Consider the following 17,459-nt stretch of genomic DNA (forward strand, 5'->3'; position numbering starts at 1 on the left):
CGGTGCCGCTCAGGCGCGCTTCAGCCGCAGGGTCGTCAGCTCGAAGGGCCGCAGCCGTACGGCGATCCGGTTGCCGTCGAGCTCGGGCGCGGCCGTCCCCGGCAGCGGGCGCTCCAGCAGGTCGGTCACCGTGACCCCGGTCGTCTCGAAGCCCACCGTGAGCGTGGCGCGGGCCCGGCCGCCGTGCGCCTCGTGGAAGCGGACGACGACATCGCCGCTGCCGTCGTCCGCCAGCTTCACGGCGGTGACCACGACCGCGTCCTGATCGACCGTGACCAGCGGCGCGACCTCCCCCGCACCGGTGGCCCGCCGTTCCGGCAGGTTCAGCCGCCAGCCCTCGCGGACCGCGTCACCGATGTCCGCGCCCGGCACCAGGGCGTGCCGGAAGCGGTGGACACCCTGGTCGGTCTCGGGGTCGGGGAAGCGCGGGGCGCGCAGCAGGGACACCCGGACCGTGGTCGTCGTGCCGTGGTCGCCGTCGGTGCGCACCGTGCGGGTCACGTCGTGGCCGTAGGTCGAGTCGTTGACGACCGCCACGCCCCAGCCCGGCTCCGCCAGGTGGACGAAGCGGTGGTTGCAGGCCTCGAACTTGGCGGCCTCCCACGAGGTGTTGGTGTGGGTGGGGCGGTGGAAGTGCCCGAACTGCGTCTCGGACGCGTACCGTTCGGCGTGCACGTCGAGCGGGAAGGCGAGCTTGAGGAACTTCTCCGTCTCGTGCCAGTCCACCGCCGTGTCCAGGACCAGCCGCCGCTCGCCCGGCGGGAGCGACAGCTCCTGGGTCACGCGCGAGGCGCCGAAGGTGCGCACGATGCGCACGGACACGCCGTCCGCGCCGGCGGCGACCTCGTCGGCGCCGGTCAGATCGGTCACCGTGTTGCGGTAGAACTCGTCGACGTCCCAGGCGTCCCACATGTTCGGGAAGTCGGGGTGGAGCTGGAGGAGGTTCGCCGCGCGGCCCGGCGCGACCGTCTCGCGGCCTGCCTCGACGTCGAAGGCCGAGACGACCAGACCGCGGGCGTCGATCTCGATCCGCAGAAGCCCGTTGTCCAGGACGTGCCCGCCGTCCGCGAGGGAGGTGAGCACGGTCCCGCCCGCGGTCTCGGCGGTGGCCGCGCCGCCCGCGGGGACGCCGGCCCGGGTGTGCGGCGCGGCGTTGAAGACCAGGGGCGTCGTGCCCTCGCCGGCCAGGGCCCGCTGGGCCGCGTCGATGATCGCGTTCAGCTCCTCGGCGACCCGCTCGTACGTCCGGCGGGCCTCCCGGTGCACCCACGCGATGGACGAGCCGGGCAGGATGTCGTGGAACTGGTGCAGCAGCACCGTCTTCCAGATCCGGTCCAGTTCCTCGTAGGGGTAGGCGAATCCGGCGCGGACCGCGGCCGTGGCCGCCCAGAGCTCCGCCTCGCGCAGCAGGTGTTCGCTGCGCCGGTTGCCCTGCTTGGTCTTGGCCTGACTGGTGAGGGTGGCCCGGTGGAGTTCGAGGTAGAGCTCGCCGACCCAGACCGGCGGGGCGGGGTACTCGGCCGCGGCCTTGGCGAAGAAGTCGGCGGGTGACTCCCAGGTCACCGTCGCCGACCCTTCCAGGTCGCGCAGCCGGGCCGCCTTGGCGACCATCTCGCGGGTGGTGCCGCCGCCTCCGTCGCCCCAGCCGGTGGGCGCCAGGGAGCGGCGGGCGACGCCCTTGTCCTTGAAGTTCCGCGCCGCGTGGGCGATCTCGCTGCCCTTCATGGAGCAGTTGTAGGTGTCGACCGGCGGGAAGTGGGTGAAGATCCGGGTGCCGTCGATGCCCTCCCACCAGAAGGTGTGGTGGGGGAACTTGTTGGTGCGGGACCAGGAGATCTTCTGCGTCAGCAGGTACTTGCTGCCGGCCGCCTTGATGATCTGCGGCAGCCCGGCGGCGAAGCCGAAGGTGTCGGGCAGCCATGCCTCGTCGTTCTCGATGCCGAACTCGTCGAGGAAGAACCGCTTGCCGTGCACGAACTGCCGGGCCATCGCCTCCGAGCCGGGCATGTTGGTGTCCGACTCGACCCACATGCCGCCGGCCGGCACGAACCGGCCGTCGGCCACGGCCTTCTTGACCCGGGCCCACACCTCGGGCCGGTGCTCCTTGACCCAGGCCCACTGCTGGGCCTGCGACATGGCGAACACGAAGTCGGGCTCGTCCTCCAGCAGGGCGGTCATGTTCGAGGTGGTACGGGCCACCTTGCGGACGGTCTCGCGCAGCGGCCACAGCCACGCCGAGTCGATGTGCGCGTGTCCGACGGCGCTGATGCGGTGCGCGGACGGCGCGGCGGGCGCGGCGAGGACGTCGGTCAGCCGGGACCGGGCCTCGGCCGCGGTGCCGCCCACGTCCTGGAGGTCCAGGGCGTCGAGGGCCCGTTCCACCGCGCGCAGGATGTCCCACCGGCGCGCCGACTCCGGCGGCAGCTCGGCCATCAGCTCGCCGAGCACCTCCAGGTCGATCACCAGCTGCCAGACGGTCTCGTCCAGGACGGCGAGGTCCATCCGGGTGAGCGTGTACTGCGGCTCGCTGCCGGCGGTCTCCTTGTCGCCGAGCCGGGTGGGCCGGAAGGGGCGGTAGTCGAGGATGACGGGGTTGGAGGCGGCCTCGATGTGCAGGCGCACCTCCTCACCGCCCTCGACGGGCGCGCCGACGCGCACCCACTGGTTGCGCGGGTTGAGGCCCTTCACCGGCGTGCCGTCGGGCCGGTAGACCAGGCCCTCGCACTGGAAGCCGGGCATGTTCTCGTCGAAGCCGAGGTCCAGGACCGCCTCGACGGTGCGGCCGGCCCACGCCTCGGGAACGGTTCCGGTGACCCGGAACCAGCTGGTGCCCCAGGGAGCACCCCACCGGGCGCCCACCTCGATCGGCTCGGGCTCGGCCGCGAGCCCTTCGGCGACCGGTACCGGCTCGTCCGGGGCGTGCCACACGGCCACCTCCAGAGGCACGGACTCGGGATACACGGCGGGTCGGATGCGTTCGTCGAGGACACGCCTCAGGCGGGCCTCGACCAGGCTGCGGTCGTCATGCATGTGGGGTGCTCCGTAGCTGTGTTGCGGGTGGTTACCAGGTGTGGTGCACGGTCACGGGGTCCGACGCGTTGTACAGCTCCCCTACGGAACGCAGTTCGAACCGTGCCGACCGCTCACCCTGTTCGGGACGGAGCCCGCCGACGTGGTGGGCGCGCTGACAGGTGCCGCCGAGGAACCGGCGGGTCCCGTCGGGCAGGAGCCGGTGCACTGTGTAGTGGCGGACGTCGCCCGGAGCGGGCTGCCAGCCGAAACGCAGCTGGTCGGCCGAGGCTGCGGTGACGCGGAAGGCGGTGGGGGCGGCCGGGGGCCCGGGCCGCGCCGCGCGGACGGCGAGGGCGCCGAGGCGCCAGCGGACGGGTCTGCCGGGGTCGACCGGGGTGAGCCGGACGGCGATCGAACGGATCGTTCCGCTCAGCCCGGTGTGCGGCACGGTCACGGTCTGCCACCGATCGCCCGAGTCCACCGGCAGCCAGGTGTACGGGGGTGTCGCACCCGGTGCGCTCGGTTCGGCGGTGGCGACCGCGAGCTCCACGTCCACCGCACCCGCGTCGGTCCGGTGCGTCAGCTCGAGGACCGTGTCGTCACCGACCGGCAGCCGGGTGGCGTACACGTCGACCGTCGTCGCGGCGTCCAGAGCGCCGTCGACCAGCACACTGCTTCCGCCGCGCCACGCGTCGGCGAAGTCGAAGTTCACGGCCGGACGCGTGCCGTCGGTGCGCACGACCCATCGCCGCGACGGCAACCGGTCCTGGAGCCCGAGGTGGTTCCACGGCGTGTCCGAGGTGACCCGCCCCTCCTCGTACCACCGCAGCCCGTGCCCTGTGTTGAACGCGCTCGCGAAGGGCACCGACACGACCGTCGACCGGTCCGCCACCACCGTCGCGGGCGCTCGCCAGCGGTCCGTGGCGTCCGGCCGGGACGGATCGAGCGAGCGCCCGGTCCAGAACCTGTCGTCGGCCGCGTGGAAGTCCGCCGGCGCCCTGCCGTCGGCCGGCAGATGGTTGCGCGTCCACTCCGGCCGGTAGAAGCCGAGCGAGGTGATGTGCGGCGCGCCCGTCGGCACGATGGCGTCCCAGTCGACCGAGGCGTTCCAGCCGTTCGCCTCCACGTCGACACCCGCCCACAGTTCGTACCGGCTGCGCCCCAGCCGGTCCGCGAGCCGCCCCGACGACACCAGGCTGCCCGGCGTCCACCGGAAGTCGACGAACATGTCGTCGGCGGCCAGGAAGAACGGCTGGTTCTGGGTGTCGAGCGCGCCCTGCCAGCTGACGTTCCCGTTCACGGTCATCGAGTCGTACCAGGTCACACGCTGTCCGTGGGCCGCCGCGAGCGACTTCAGCTCCCGCATGAAGAACTGCATGTCCCTGCCGAGGGCGGCGTCCCCTCCCCCTGTCTCGGCGTTCACGAACCACCCGTCGAAGCCGTACGCCGCGGCGACGGCGACGAGCCGGGCCGCCAGCGGACACCGCCCGGCGGCGTCCCGCTGCACCAGGTCCCGCGTCCATTGCAACTGCCCGCCGTACGCCGCGGGCGGCAGGAACACATTGCCGAGGACCCGCACCCCGTGCCGGTGCGCGGCGTCCACGATCGGCGCGTTGGGGGCGAGGATCAGCCCCTCCCCCGACGAGCCGCCCCAGAAGACCAGTTCGTCGATGAGGGCCCAGTGGGTCAGGGCGTAGTAGTCGGCGGTGGCCGAGCCCTGGGAGGGGTTGCCCGAGGTCGGCCCGAAGGAGACCAGCGACTGGATGCGGGCCTGGTCGGTGCGGGCGGTGGGGCTCGCCGGGGTGGGGGTGAAGCGCGGCGCGAGCGGTACGGAGGCGGCGTTCAGGGCGAGGTCGGGGTCGTCGGCGGCGCGCCAGGCCTTCAGGCTGCGCCAGGTGATGCCGGTGCCCGGCGTGCCCGGCGGCAGCGAGTCCGGGTACCAGTAGGACGCGTACGGCTGGAGCGACGCGGCGGCCTCGCGGGGTGCGGCCGCGGCGGGCACGCCGGGCAGCAGGGCGGCCGCGGCGCCGGCGAGCAGCACGGTGCGTCGGGTGGGGTTCACGAGCGGGTGCCTCCGTGGGTTCCTTGTGGGAGGGGAAGTACCTGGTCGGGACGGACGACTTCGGTGATGCCGCGGGCGGTGAGGTGGTCGGGGTCCGCGGCGTTGGTGTCGAGGACCGTGGTGGGCCGGGCCCCGTCGGCGACGAGTGAGAAGAAGGCGTCGAAGACCGGCCCTCCGGGTGCGCAGCGGGAGCGGACGGACGGGTCCGCGGGAACGACGAGCGCCGTGGTGCGTGGTGCGGGGACCGGGTGCCGGGTGCGGGCGGCGCGGGCCAGGGCGCGCGCCGCGTCCTTGGGCCGGCGGTCGTTGGTGAGCAGGCCCAGGCCGTATTCGAGTTCGGGGAAGTCGGCCAGGCTCCGGGAGACGTCGTGGGAGCACCACCATGTGATGCCCCACAGGTCCGGGCAGTCCAGGGCGTGCCGCACGGTCGCCTCGGTGAAGGACCCGGCGTGCTCGGCCGGGATCAGCGGGGCGGGCGCGCCGACCTCCTGGAGCCAGACGGGCCGGCGGGGGTCCTCGGCCCAGGCCCTGCTCAGCTCGACGAGGTACTCGGCGTGGTGCTCGCTCGGTACCGAGGTGCGTCCGTGGCGCTGGGCGGTGCCGTTGAACACCCACGAGTGCACGGCCGTGACGGCGCCGCGCCGGGCGGCCTGGGCGGGAGTGAAGGGCTGGTCGTCCTGGTACCAGGTCGCGTCGTACTCGGCGTGCAGGTGGAGCCTTCCCGGGGCGCCCTGTTCGCAGGCGGCGAGCATCCGCTCCAGCCAGGCGTCGATCTGTTCCTCGGTCGCCGGGTCGGGGTCCGGATGCGGGCCGGCGGCGAACTGGTTGATCTCGTTGCCCAGTGTCATGCCGAGGAAGTTGGGCCGGCCGGCGAGGGCGGCGGCCAGGGTGCGCAGATAGGCCGCCTGGCCGTCCAGGACGTCCGGGTCGGTGAAGAGGTTGCGCCGGTGCCAGGTCCGGGTCCAGGCGGGCAGGAAGTCGAAGCTGCTGAGGTGCCCCTGGAGGGCGTCCACGTTGACGTCGAGGCCGCGTTCGGCGGCGGCGTCGACGAGCGTGACCAGCTGTTCGACGGCCTTCGGCCGGACGAGGGTGCGGTTGGGCTGGAAGTACGGCCACAGCGGGAACACCCGGATGTGGTCCAGGCCGAGGGCGGCGATGGAGTCGAGGTCGGCGCGTACGGAGTCCGGATCGAAGTCGAGCCAGTGGTGGAACCACCCTTCGCTCGGGGTGTAGTTGACGCCGAAGCGCACGGCAGGAGGCATACGGGATCCTCGCGGGTCGGTGGTACGGGTGGGTCAGCCCTTGACGGCGCCCTCGCCGACCCCGCGGAAGAAGTACCGCTGGAGACAGGCGAAGAGCAGGATCAGCGGCGCGACGGCGATGATCGTGCCCGCCGCGACCAGGCGCTCGTCGTTGGCGAAGGTGCCGTGCAGATAGTTGAGCCCGATCGTCAGCGTGAACCTGGACGGGTCGCTCAGCACGATCAGCGGCCACAGGAAGTCGTCCCAGGCCCCCATGAACGCGAAGATCGCGACGACCGCCAGGGTGCCCCTGACCGAGGGCAGTGCGATCCGCCAGAACCGCTGCCAGACGTCGGCACCGTCCACGAAGGCGGCCTCCTCGATCTCGTACGGCAGGTTGAGGAAGGCGTTGCGCATCAGCAGCACGTTCAGCGCGGCGACACAGCCCGGCAGGACCACCCCGACGAGGGTGTTGTTCAGGCCGAGCTCCCGCATGGTGGTGAACTGGGCGATGATGATGCCCTCCACCGGTACGAGCATCGCGAGCACGAAGGCGAGGGTGGCGGCGCGGCGCCCGCGGTAGCGCAGCCGGGCGAGGGCGTAGCCGGCGAGGGCCGAGCCGACGCAGTTGGTGACGACGTTGGCCGTGGCGACCTTCAGGGAGTTGAGGGCGTAGTCCCAGACGGGGATGGTGTCGGCGACCCGCTCGTAGTTGTGCAGGGTCGGATCGCCCGGGAGGAACTTCGGCGGGGAGCTGAAGATGTCCTCGGTGGGGCCCTTGAGCGAGGTCGACAGCTGCCACAGGAACGGGCCGACGGTCAGGGCCAGTACGGCGAGCAGCAGCACATAGCGCAGGGCGAGCTCCCAGGCCCGTACCCGGCGGCCGTGCTCGTCGGTGAGACGGGGGCGGGTCGGGGAGCCGGCGGTCGCCGGCCGCTCGCGGGGACGTGTCCGGTCGACGACGCTCATGAGTCCTCCCTGCGGTCGGCGCGCAGTACGAGCAGCATCAGGGCGACCGTCACCACGAAGACGACGACGGAGATGGCCGAGGCGTAGCCGACGCGGCCGGACAGTCCGGTGCCGGTGCGCTGCACGAGCATGACGAGGGTGGTGTCCTCGCCGGCCGGCCCGCCGCTGGGTCCGGCCAGCAGGTACACCTCGGAGAACACCTTGAACGCGGCGACCGAGGAGAGCGCGGCGACCAGGACCATGGTCGAGCGGACGGCGGGCACGGTGACGGACAGGAAGCGGCGCACCGGTCCGGCGCCGTCGACCGCGGCGGCCTCGTGGAGTTCGCGCGGCACGTTGGCGAGCGCCGCCAGATAAATGATCATGTAGTAGCCGAGGCCCTTCCAGACCGTGACGGTCATGGCGCTCAGCAGGAGCAGCCACTGGTCGCTGAGGAAGCCGACCCGGCCGGCCCCGACCGTCTCCAGCAGGGAGTTCACCAGCCCGCGTTCGTCGAGCAGCCACACCCAGATCAGCCCGACCACGACGATCGAGGCGACCACGGGGGTGTAGAAGGCGGAGCGGAAGAACGTGACGCCGGGGATGTTCTTCTGCACCAGCAGCGCCAGCAGCAGCGGCAGGATCACCAGGGCGGGCACGACCCCGAGGACGTAGAGCGTGCTGTTGCGCAGACCGATCCAGAACATGTCGTCGTGCAGCAGCTCGCGGAAGTTGGCGAGGCCCACGAAGTCGCCCGGGACCAGGGTGCGCCGGTCGGTGAAGGCGTTGACGACGGTGGAGACGAACGGATACAGCACGAAGGCGCCGGCGATCACGAGCCCGGGGGCGGCGAACAGCCAGGGACTCGTGGGCAGTTGACGTCGTACGCGCGTGACGGTGGAGCCGGCCATCGTGTCTCAGCCCTGCTGCTGGAGGAGCCGGTCGCAAGCCTTGACAGCGTTGTCAAGGGCTTCCTGCGGGCTCTCCTTGCCCTGGAGCGCCCGGGCGACGGCGTTGCGCAGCTCGGTCTTCATCTGCTCGCTGAACAGCACCGGCGTGTAGTTGACGGCGGTCTTCAGCGACTGGGCGGCGGCCACCCGGACCCGGGTCTCGTCGGTGCCGTCCTCCTCGGTGAAGTACGGGTCGTCGAGCGAACCCGCGGTGCTCGGGAAGATGGCGACCTTCTTCGCGAACGACATCTGGTGCTCGGCGTCGGTGACGAAGTGGGCGAAGGCCACGGCGGCGGGCTTCTGCCGGGACCGGGAGTTGACCATCACGCCCATCACGTACATGTTGACGTGGCCGGTGCTGGTGATCTGGTCGGTGATGCCGATGTTCTTGTACAGGTTCGGCGCCTGCTTCTTGAAGTTGCCGAGGTCCAGGGCGCTGCCGGGGTTCATGGCGACGGCCTCGGTGAGGAACTTCTTGCCGGACGACTCGGGCGTCGCGGTGAGCGCCTGCGGGTCGAGCGCCTTGGCGTCGTACAACTCCTTGTACTCGGCGAGGAGTTCGACACCCTTGGCGTCGTTGAACGTGAAGGCGGTGCCCTCCTTGTTCATCAGGGGCACGCCGTAGCGGCCGAAGTCCTCGACGGTCGGCACGTTGGCGAGGGTGGCGACCTTGCCGTCGCTGCTCTCGGCCATCCGCAGGGCGGCGTCGAAGAGATCGTCGTAGGTCCGCGGCGGCCGGCCGGCGTCGAGGCCGGCCTCCTCGAAGAGGGACTTGTTGTAGAACAGCGGCCCGGTGTTCAGGTACCAGGGGAAGGCGTACGTGCCCGACATGCCCGGTATCCGATGGCCGGCCCAGGCGCCCGGCAGGTACTCCTTCTCGTACTGCCCGGCGGCCTTGTCCAGGTCCAGGGCGAGGCCCGCCTCGGCCAGCGGCGCGACGAGGTCCGGCGAGACGTTGACGACGTCGGGCAGCGTGCCGCCCGCCGCGTCGGCGCTGATCTTGTCGGCGTAGCCCTCGGCCGGCTGGTCGATCCACTTCACGTCGGTGCCGGGGTGCTTCTTCTCGAACTCGGCGATCAGGTCCTCGAAGTACCCCTTGAAGTTGGCCCTGAGGTTCCAGGTCTGGAAGGTGATGTCGCCCTGGATCCTGCCGGAGGCGTCGGTGGATCCGCCGCCCCCGTCCCCGGAGCCGCAGGCACTCAGCGGCAGGACGACTACGGCGGCGGCAGCGGCGGCCAGAACTCTGCGGGAGATGCGCACGGTACCGGGCTCCTTTACGAGGAAGTGATCGGATTGGCGCCGGGCCAGACCTTGCCCGTGCGGTCCGCGGGAAGTCAATGGATTCTGCTCAGCTAAATTCATTAGTTGGACATACGCGCTGGTCAGAGAAGTGCCGATGAGTTCTTGCGGCGGATCACTAATGCGCTTTAGAGTGAGATCACTCAAGCGCATTAGTGACTGCACCGACCGAATGGGGATCAGGGGTGTCAGGCAAGCGGTCGCCCGCGCGCCGTCCGACGATGAAGGACATCGCGCGGCGCGCCGGGGTATCCGAGAGCGCGGTGTCGTTCGCGCTCAACGGCAGGCCCGGGGTCTCCGAGGTCACCCGCGCGCGGGTGCGGCGCGTCGCCGAGCAGTTGGGCTGGCGGCCCAGCACGGCGGCCCGCGCGCTGTCCGGCGAGGGGGCCGCGACGGTGGGGTTCGTGCTGGCGCGGCCCGCGCACACGCTGGGGGTGGACTCCTTCTTCCTGCAACTGGTGTCGGGCATCCAGGAGGTGCTGGCGGAGCGTCATCTCGGCCTGCTGTTCCAGGTCGCGCAGGACGTCGCCGACGAGTGCGCGGTGTACCGGCGCTGGTGGGCCGAGCACCGGGTGGACGGTGTCCTGGTCGTCGACCTGCGCACCGAGGATCCCCGCCCGGACCTCCTCGACGAACTCGGTCTGCCCGCCGTGGTGATCGGCGGCGCGCCGGACGAGCGCCATCCCGGTCTGTCCACGGTGTGGGCGGACGACGGCGGGGCGATGACCTCGGTCGTGGGCGAGTTGCACGCCCTGGGCCACCGGCGCATCGTGCACATCGCCGGACTGGCGGGGCTCGCGCACACCGAGCGGCGCATCCGCACCCTGCGCGCCGAGGCGGAACGGCGCGGGCTGACCGAGGTGCGGTCGGTGACCACCGACTACTCGGACGCGGAGAGCACCGCGGTGACCCGCCGGGTGCTGGCCGCCGCGGCTCCCCCGACCGCCCTGATCTACGACAACGACGTGATGGCCGTGGCCGGGGTCGCCGCCGCGGCCGAACTCGGCTACTCGGTACCGGCGGACGTGTCGGTGGTCGCCTGGGAGGACTCGGCGCTGTGCCGCATGGTCCGACCGTGGCTGTCCGCGCTGTCCCGGGACAGCGTGGAGTTCGGCCGCACGGCGGCCACGGAACTCACGGCACTGCTGGACGGCGGTCCGGCGCGCACGGTCCGGGTCCCGGTGCCGCAACTCATCGAACGCGAGAGCACGGGCCGGGCGCGCCGGGACTGAGGCCGGCGCGGCGGTGCGGGGCCGGTCCACCCCCGTGGGCGCCGGTGGCGGCGACGGCTCGCACGGCCCCGCCCGACGCGCCGCGAACCCCGCGCCCCCTCGACGCCGTGCGCCCGTCCGGGCAGAGTTCTCCTCACGTACTCACCAGTAGGCCCACCATGCCCGAGGAGCGCCCGTGACCAGCTGGGTCGGACGGACCGCCGTCGAGATCGCCGCCGCCGTGCACGAGAAGCGGGTCACCGCGCGGGAGGTGGTGGCCGAGCACCTCGCGCGGATCGAGCGGATCGACGGCCGGATCGGCGCCTTCCGTACGGTCCGGGCGCAGGCGGCGCTCGCGGAGGCCGACGAGGTGGGCGCCCGCGATGACCTGGCCGAACTCCCCCTGGCGGGAGTGCCCGTGGCCGTGAAGGACAACCTGGCGGTGCGCGGCGAGGCCATGCGGATCGGCTCGGCCGCGACACCCGACACCCCGTCCGGGCAGGACCATGTCACCGTGGCCCGGCTGCGGGCGGCGGGCGCGGTGGTCGTGGGGCTGACGAACGTGCCGGAGCTGTGTGTGTTCGGCACCACCGAGGGCGTGCACGGCACCGCCCTCAACCCGTGGGACACGACGCGCACGGCGGGCGGCTCGTCCGGTGGCAGCGCGGCGGCCGTCGCCGCCGGCCTGGTACCGGTCGCGCTGGGCAACGACGGCATGGGCTCGCTGCGCATCCCGGCGGCCAACTGCGGTGTCGTCACCGTCAAGCCGGGCCTCGGAGTGGTCCCGGCGGGCATCGGCGACGGCGACTGGTTCGGCATGTCGGAGAACGGGCCGCTGGCGACGACCGTGGAGGACGCCCGGCTGATGCTGTCCGTCCTCGCGGACACCGAGGTCGTACGGCCCGCCGAGCCGGCCGTCCACCGCATCGCGGTCTCGCTGCGCAGCCCGCTCGCCGGGGTCACGATCGGCAGACCGTATACGATCGCGGCCCGCGAGGCGGCCGGCCTGCTGATCGAAGCGGGGCACCAGGTGCGCCGCGCCGACCCGCCGTACCCGCTGTCGCTGGGCCTCACCTCGCTCGCCCACTGGACGGCGGGCACGTCCGTCGACGCCCGGGGGCTGGACCGGCGGCTGCTGACCCGCCGCACCCGGGTGCACGCCGCCGTCGGGCGGCGCTTCGAGCGGACCGTGCGCGGCGGCACGGCCCGCGCGGCGCTGCGCCGCCGAATGGATACGTTCTTCGCGGAGTACGACGTGCTGCTCACCCCGGCGCTGGCCCGCCGTTCCCCCAAGGCCGGGCCGTGGCACGAGCGGGGCTGGCTGCGCAACATCGCGGCCAACACCGCCTACTCGCCGATGACGCCGCCGTGGAACCTGACCGGCCGGCCCGCCATGTCGGTGCCGCTGGGCACGCTGCCCTCGGGGGCGCCGTGCGCCGTGCAGCTCGTGGGACGGCCGGGGGCGGAGGCGGAACTGCTGGAACTGGCCGCCCAGTTGGAGGCCGCGCGCCCCTGGCCGCGGACGGCGCCGCTGGAACGGTGAGCCGCGGCGCCGCGTTCGTCTACAGGGCCTTGTACATGATGTGCAGGCCCAGGGGGCCGAGCCGGGGGTGGTCGTACGCGTCGGGCACGGTGCCGAGGACGGTGAATCCCAGGGAGGTCCAGAGCGCGACCGCCGGGTTGGTCTCGACGACGGCGTTGAACACCATGCCCCGGTAACCGTGGGCCGCGGCCTCGGACAGGACGTGCTCGGCCAGGGCGCGTCCGACGCCGCGGCCGGCGCGGTCGGGGTCGACCATGAAGCCGGCGTTGGCGATCCGGGCGGCGGGGCCACCGTAGTTGGGAGTGAGGTAGGCGGAGCCGACCACGGCTTCGGAGTCGTCCTCGGCGACGTACACGCGCTTGGCCGGGCTCATCCACAGGGCGCGGGCGGCCTCCTCGGAGGTGTCCGGGTCCCAGGCGTAGGTTTCGGCGGCGGCGACGATGCGGTGCCAGAAGGGCCAGATGCTCGGCCAGTCCTCGGCCGTTGCTTCCCTGATCAGCATGGGCGTGAGTGTGGCACGCCCATGCGGTCGGCGATCGCGAGGGGAACGGAGTCAGTCCACGCTGGGCAGGATGTGCGGCTCGGCGAGGTCGTCCTCGTAGCCGGCCAGGCGGATCGGGGCGGAACGGGCCCACACGTCCAGGCTGCCGATCTCGCCGGGGCGGCGCGCACGTTCGGTGCGTTCCTTGGGGCGCTGTTCGCGATTCGTCTTCTCCGGTGTCACCGCGCACTCCTTATGTGTCGGGTCACCCTCGGGGCACGCCGGCCGGTCTGCGGTCCGCTGTCCGACGCCCGTCGGGTCTGGCGTTGTGCTGATCGGACGCGGTGGCGTCGGTCGGTCGAGTGAGAGCGGGCCGTGGTGGAACGGCTTGTCCCGGAACGGACGGTGGGTGGGTGGCGACCCGTTGCTGCTGTCCGTCCGACCCAGATTAACCAAATGAGCGGGGGCCTGCTCGATGGGGCTGAAAACTGCGGGTAACTATCTGAAGTCCCCGCGTGTGCAATCAAGGGAAATTTACACCTATTTGTCATCCAATGGACTCTTTTGTGGCTCACTCGGATGGCCTACCCGAGCGAACACGTCCACGCCCGACGGCTGTCGGGTGGTCACGCAGTTCAAGTCCCGTTGGCCGATTCGCAAGGCGGCCATGGTCTCCTGACGTCCGGCAAGGGCCTGTCCGGCGGGAGGACTGACGCATGGAGCTGCGCAGCGTCGATGAACTGATGGAACTGCTGTACGCCTGCCGCGGCGTCTGGGACACGCCGGACCGCTCCGGCGACCCGGTCGACCTGCACGACCACGCGCTCCAGACGGCCGCGCTGCTGCGCCGAAGTCGGCCCGCGGACAAGGAACTCCAGATCGCGGGGCTCGTGCACGACATAGGCCACGCCCTGCGGCCGGGCGACGGCGCCGGTCACGCCGACCACGCTGCCGACGCCGTGCGCGCCCTGCTCGGTGAGCGGGTCGCCCGGCTCGTCCGCCTGCACGTGGCCGCGAAGCGCTACCTGGCCGCGGTGTCCCCGGATCGCGCCCTGTCCCCGCAGAGCGCGCTGACCATGGCCAGGCAGGGGGGCGCGATGAGCCGCGCGGAGGCGGCCGCGTTCGAGCGTGACCCGCTCGCCGACGACGCGGTGACCCTGCGGCAGGCCGACGACGCGGGCAAGGTCGTCGGTCTGGACGCGGGGGTGCTGGAGGACTGGCGCACGGTCCTGGAACTCGCGGCCGCGCGAAACGCGCGGCTCGGCGCCGTCGACTGACGACAGGCCCACGATGCCGGGCCGGGCGCTCGGTGGGATCATGGGGTGAGTGCCTGCCGCCCGGCCCCTTCCGGTACGCGGGACCGGACGCTCCGGCAGGCCGCCGCGAGGAAGGTGGCACACATGAGCGACACCAGCCCTCCCCCGCCCCCGCCGCGCCCTCCGCGCTCCCGGCGCACGATGGCGGACCAGCGGGATCTCTCCCGCCTCGTCCTCTTCTACGCCCTGGCTGTGGGCGCGTTGCTCATCGGCGTGGCGGCGCTGCTGGTCGGCCTCGCCTGGTCGGATCTCGCGGGCAGCGCCTACGACGGCTTCTGACGCTCGCCGGCGTCACCACTTGCCGGGTGCGTAGTCCTTCAGGAAGACGCCGTACAGATCCTCGCCGGCCTCGCCGCGCACGATCGGGTCGTACACCCGGGCCGCGCCGTCGATCAGGTCGAGCGGGGCGTGGAAGCCGGCCTCGGCGAGGCGGATCTTGTCCGGGTGCGGGCGCTCGTCGGTGATCCAGCCGGTGTCGACGGCCGTCATGAGGATGCGGTCCTGGTCGAACATCTCCTGGGCACTGGTCCGGGTGAGCATGTTCAGCGCGGCCTTGGCCATGTTGGTGTGCGGGTGGCCGGCGCCCTTGTAGCCGCGGGCGAAGACGCCCTCCATCGCCGAGACGTTCACGACGTACGCGCGTCCGGCCCGGGCCGCCGCCATCGCCGGGCGCAGGCGGCTGATCAGGATGAACGGCGCCGTGGAGTTGCAGAGCTGGACCTCCAGCAGTTCCACCGGCGTGACCTCGTCCACCGTCTGGATCCAGCTGTTGGTGTCGTGCAGGTCGGGGACGAGGCCGCCCGCGTCGATCGCGGTGCCGGCCGCGATGCGCTCCAGGGAGGCGGAGCCGGAGACCAGCGCGAGGTCCGTCACGTCCTGCGCGGTGAGCATGCCGCCGCCGGCCACCGGCAGCGCCGCGACGGCGCCGGAGCCGAACGTGCCGATCACCTCGGCGGCGGGCAGCTCACCGGCGGGCAGGGGGGCGGACTCGGCGGCGACCAGTTCGCTGTAGGCCTGCGGGGAGCGCCGTACGGTCTGCGCCGCGTTGTTGATCAGGATGTCCAGCGGGCCCTCGGCGGCCACCGAGTCGGCGAGCGCCACGACCTGGGCCGGGTCGCGCAGGTCGATGCCGACGATCTTCAGCCGGTGGATCCAGTCCGCGCTGTCGGGCTGGGCCTTGAAGCGGCGGACGGCGTCGTTCGGGAACCGCGTGGTGATCGTGGTGTGGGCGCCGTCGCGCAGCAGCCGCAGCGCGATGTACATACCGATCTTGGCCCGGCCGCCGGTGAGCAGCGCGCGCTTGCCGGTGAGGTCGGCGCGCGCGTCGCGCTTGGCGCGGTTCTCGGCGGCGCACTGCCGGCACAGCTGGTGGTAGAAGTAGTCGACCTCGACGTACCGGGTCTTGCAGACGTAGCAGGAGCGGGGGCGCTGGAGTATCCCCGCGATCTGGCCCTCGGAGGTCAGGGACGAGGGCAGGACGCCCTCGGTCTCGTCGTCGATGCGCTGGGCCGAACCCGTCGCGGTCGCCTCGGTGACCGCCTTGTCGTTGGCGGTCTTGGCGGCCCGGCGCTCCTGCCGCCGCCGCTGCTTGACGGTGCGGTAGACACCCGCGGTGGCCCGGCGCACCACGATGGCGTCCGGGTGGTCGACGTCCAGCTTGTCGAGCTCCTCCAGCACGCCGAGGCAGACGGCCAGCCGCTCGGGGTCGATACCGGGCCCGTGCACCACCGCGTCCGTGATCGCCGAACCGTCCTCTGTCACCGTCATCGCCGCTGCCGTTCCCTGGATCTGTGCCTCGCGGCGCTCCGGTCGCGCCAGCTTTCGAACGGCCGAGTTTACGGAGCGCCGGGCGGCACCGCCAAACCCGTCATGATCAGGGGCCGCAGGCCTTGATCAGGGTCTCGACCTCGTCGGACACCGCCTGGGCGAACCGGTCCAGGTCCGGGACGGCCCGTGCGTCGGCGACGAGGCCGTAGTGGACCCGCCCGCGGTACGTCGACACGGCGACCGCGAGGGACTGGCCGCCGGCCAGCGGGGCGAAGGGGTAGACCTCGGTGAGCGGGTTGCCGCCGAGCGTCAGGCCGAGGCCGGGCAGCGGCACGCTGGTGACCAGGATGTCGAACCACAGCCGGGCGGCCTGGCCGACCAGCGGGCCGCCGAGCCGGTGGCCGAGCGCCGGTACATGGTCGGCGAGCAGCGCGACGGCACCCGCGCCCCGGTTGGGCCCGGCGTCCTTGTTGCGGTCCATGGCGGTACGGACCGCGCCCAGGCGGCTCAGCGGGTCGGGGTCGTCGACCGGAAGCCGTATCAAGTAACCGGACAGCCGGTTGCCCTGTGGGTGCGCGGTACGGGGGCGGCGCTTGGAGACGGGGATCAGGGCGCGCGGCGCGACCCCTTCGCTGCCGTCGCCGCGTTCGTCCAGCCAGCGGCGCAGGGCGCCCGCGACGACGGCGATCAGCACATCGTTGACGGTGCCGCCGACGGCCTTGCGGACCCGGTGCACGTCGTCGAGGTCGAGCACCACACCGGCGGTGCGGCGGGTGCCCGAGGACTCCGAGGCCAGGGCGGGCGACGAGCGCACGCCCAGGGTGGACAGCGCGACGGAGGCGCCGATGTCGAGCGCCCGGCCCACGTCGGACAGGGTGCCGCGCAGCAGCCCGGGCAGCCTGCGCACGTCCGGCAGCAGACCGCGCCTCGGCTCGGCGGGGCGCGGACGCCGCGCGGGCAGGTCGACCGGGTCCAGGACCGCGGCGGCCAGGGTCAGCGCGCGCAGGCCGTCGGCCAGGGCGTGGTGGAACTTGAACAGCACGGCGAACGACGTGCCGTCCTCGCCGGGCAGGACGTGCGCCTCCCACGGCGGCCGCTCGCGCTCCAGCGGGCGCTCCATGAGCCGGCCCGCCGCGGCCTGGAAGTCGGCGGTGGGGGCGTGCAGCCGGACGTGGTCGAGCGGGTCGAAGTCGGGGGCGGGCTCCCGGGCCGCGCCGCCGAAGGCGAGCGGCCGGCGCAGGCCGAAGGGGAACGGCTGCCGCAGGTCGAGCGGCCGCCACACGTCCCTGATCCGCATCCGCAGACCGGGCACCGCGGCGGCCCGCGCGGCGAGCAGGTCCGCGGCATGGGCGCCGGCGGTGGGCGTGCGGGTCGTGAAGACGCCGAGCGCGCCGAGATGCATGGGGTGCGTCTCGGACTCGATGTTCCAGAACGCCAGATCCAGTGGTGCGAGCAGGTCAGGAGTCAAGGGCTTGCCTCGCAACGACGACGGGGTGGGCCAGCAGTCAACCGCTCTCGGACGATTACGGTCAAGTACGATCAGGCTACGCTCAGTTAACAGCAGATTAAGTCCAGGCCTTCCTGAAAGGGGTGGGACTTATGTGACGTAAGGGTACGGAGTGACGAGGT

Annotated in this window: 14 protein-coding genes; 4 read left to right on the forward strand and 10 right to left on the reverse strand. The window is 72.4% G+C overall.

Features of this window, described 5'->3' with window-relative positions; genetic code table 11:
* Window positions 1-9: 9 nt before the first annotated feature.
* From DN051_RS07000 to DN051_RS07025, 6 genes are read right to left on the reverse strand one after another with little or no spacing between them, the layout of a single operon-like run.
* A complete protein-coding gene (locus DN051_RS07000) occupies window positions 10-3,030 on the reverse strand; it encodes an alpha-mannosidase (protein WP_112438254.1) in 3,021 nt (1,006 codons plus the stop codon).
* 31 nt (window positions 3,031-3,061) lie between these two features.
* Window positions 3,062-5,074 (reverse strand): endo-beta-N-acetylglucosaminidase, encoded by a 2,013-nt coding sequence (locus tag DN051_RS07005; protein ID WP_112438255.1) that lies wholly within the window; start codon window positions 5,072-5,074, stop codon window positions 3,062-3,064.
* Complete coding sequence (locus DN051_RS07010; RefSeq protein WP_112438256.1) at window positions 5,071-6,336, reverse strand: glycoside hydrolase 5 family protein; 1,266 nt, start codon at window positions 6,334-6,336, stop codon at window positions 5,071-5,073. Before DN051_RS07010 ends, DN051_RS07005 begins: the two co-directional genes overlap by 4 nt.
* A 33-nt stretch (window positions 6,337-6,369) precedes the next feature.
* Window positions 6,370-7,284 carry a carbohydrate ABC transporter permease gene (locus DN051_RS07015; RefSeq protein WP_112438257.1) on the reverse strand — a complete coding sequence of 305 codons (915 nt, stop codon included), beginning with the start codon at window positions 7,282-7,284 and terminating at the stop codon, window positions 6,370-6,372.
* Window positions 7,281-8,174: a carbohydrate ABC transporter permease gene (locus DN051_RS07020; RefSeq protein WP_053762571.1), complete on the reverse strand. Its 894-nt coding sequence runs from the start codon at window positions 8,172-8,174 to the stop codon at window positions 7,281-7,283. The genes DN051_RS07015 and DN051_RS07020 overlap by 4 nt, the downstream gene beginning before the upstream one ends.
* Before the next feature lie 6 nt (window positions 8,175-8,180).
* On the reverse strand, window positions 8,181-9,473 hold the full coding sequence (locus tag DN051_RS07025) for an ABC transporter substrate-binding protein (RefSeq protein WP_112438258.1): 1,293 nt from the start codon (window positions 9,471-9,473) through the stop codon (window positions 8,181-8,183).
* Between the two features lie 260 nt (window positions 9,474-9,733).
* Here DN051_RS07025 and DN051_RS07030 point away from each other — a divergent pair, with 260 nt between their 5' ends.
* A complete protein-coding gene (locus tag DN051_RS07030; RefSeq protein WP_053762569.1) occupies window positions 9,734-10,744 on the forward strand; it encodes a LacI family DNA-binding transcriptional regulator in 1,011 nt (336 codons plus the stop codon).
* A 175-nt stretch (window positions 10,745-10,919) separates the two neighbouring features.
* Window positions 10,920-12,266, forward strand: a complete 1,347-nt coding sequence (locus DN051_RS07035) for an amidase (RefSeq protein WP_112438259.1) — start codon at window positions 10,920-10,922, stop codon at window positions 12,264-12,266.
* A 19-nt stretch (window positions 12,267-12,285) separates the two neighbouring features.
* Here DN051_RS07035 and DN051_RS07040 read toward each other — a convergent pair whose 3' ends face one another.
* Both DN051_RS07040 and DN051_RS45740 read right to left on the reverse strand, forming a co-directional pair.
* A complete protein-coding gene (locus DN051_RS07040) occupies window positions 12,286-12,768 on the reverse strand; it encodes a GNAT family N-acetyltransferase (RefSeq protein WP_112438260.1) in 483 nt (160 codons plus the stop codon).
* Between the two features lie 51 nt (window positions 12,769-12,819).
* A complete protein-coding gene (locus DN051_RS45740) occupies window positions 12,820-12,990 on the reverse strand; it encodes a hypothetical protein (RefSeq protein WP_199314898.1) in 171 nt (56 codons plus the stop codon).
* A 473-nt stretch (window positions 12,991-13,463) separates the two neighbouring features.
* Between DN051_RS45740 and DN051_RS07045 the strand changes: the two genes are divergently transcribed.
* Both DN051_RS07045 and DN051_RS07050 read left to right on the forward strand, forming a co-directional pair.
* Window positions 13,464-14,024: an HD domain-containing protein gene (locus DN051_RS07045; protein WP_112438261.1), complete on the forward strand. Its 561-nt coding sequence runs from the start codon at window positions 13,464-13,466 to the stop codon at window positions 14,022-14,024.
* Window positions 14,025-14,147: 123 nt separating this feature from the next.
* The gene (locus DN051_RS07050; protein ID WP_053762565.1) at window positions 14,148-14,342 is read left to right on the forward strand and encodes a hypothetical protein; all 195 of its coding nucleotides are present in this window, start codon (window positions 14,148-14,150) and stop codon (window positions 14,340-14,342) included.
* A 12-nt stretch (window positions 14,343-14,354) separates the two neighbouring features.
* On the opposite strand, the gene DN051_RS07055 is transcribed toward DN051_RS07050, so the two are convergent.
* Both DN051_RS07055 and DN051_RS07060 read right to left on the reverse strand, forming a co-directional pair.
* Window positions 14,355-15,830, reverse strand: a complete 1,476-nt coding sequence (locus tag DN051_RS07055; protein ID WP_053762564.1) for an SDR family NAD(P)-dependent oxidoreductase — start codon at window positions 15,828-15,830, stop codon at window positions 14,355-14,357.
* A gap of 106 nt (window positions 15,831-15,936) precedes the next feature.
* On the reverse strand, window positions 15,937-17,298 hold the full coding sequence (locus DN051_RS07060) for a wax ester/triacylglycerol synthase family O-acyltransferase (protein ID WP_112438262.1): 1,362 nt from the start codon (window positions 17,296-17,298) through the stop codon (window positions 15,937-15,939).
* Between the last annotated feature and the right edge of the window lie 161 nt (window positions 17,299-17,459).

It is taken from the genome of Streptomyces cadmiisoli, assembly GCF_003261055.1.
GTDB classification, from domain to species: domain Bacteria; phylum Actinomycetota; class Actinomycetes; order Streptomycetales; family Streptomycetaceae; genus Streptomyces; species Streptomyces cadmiisoli.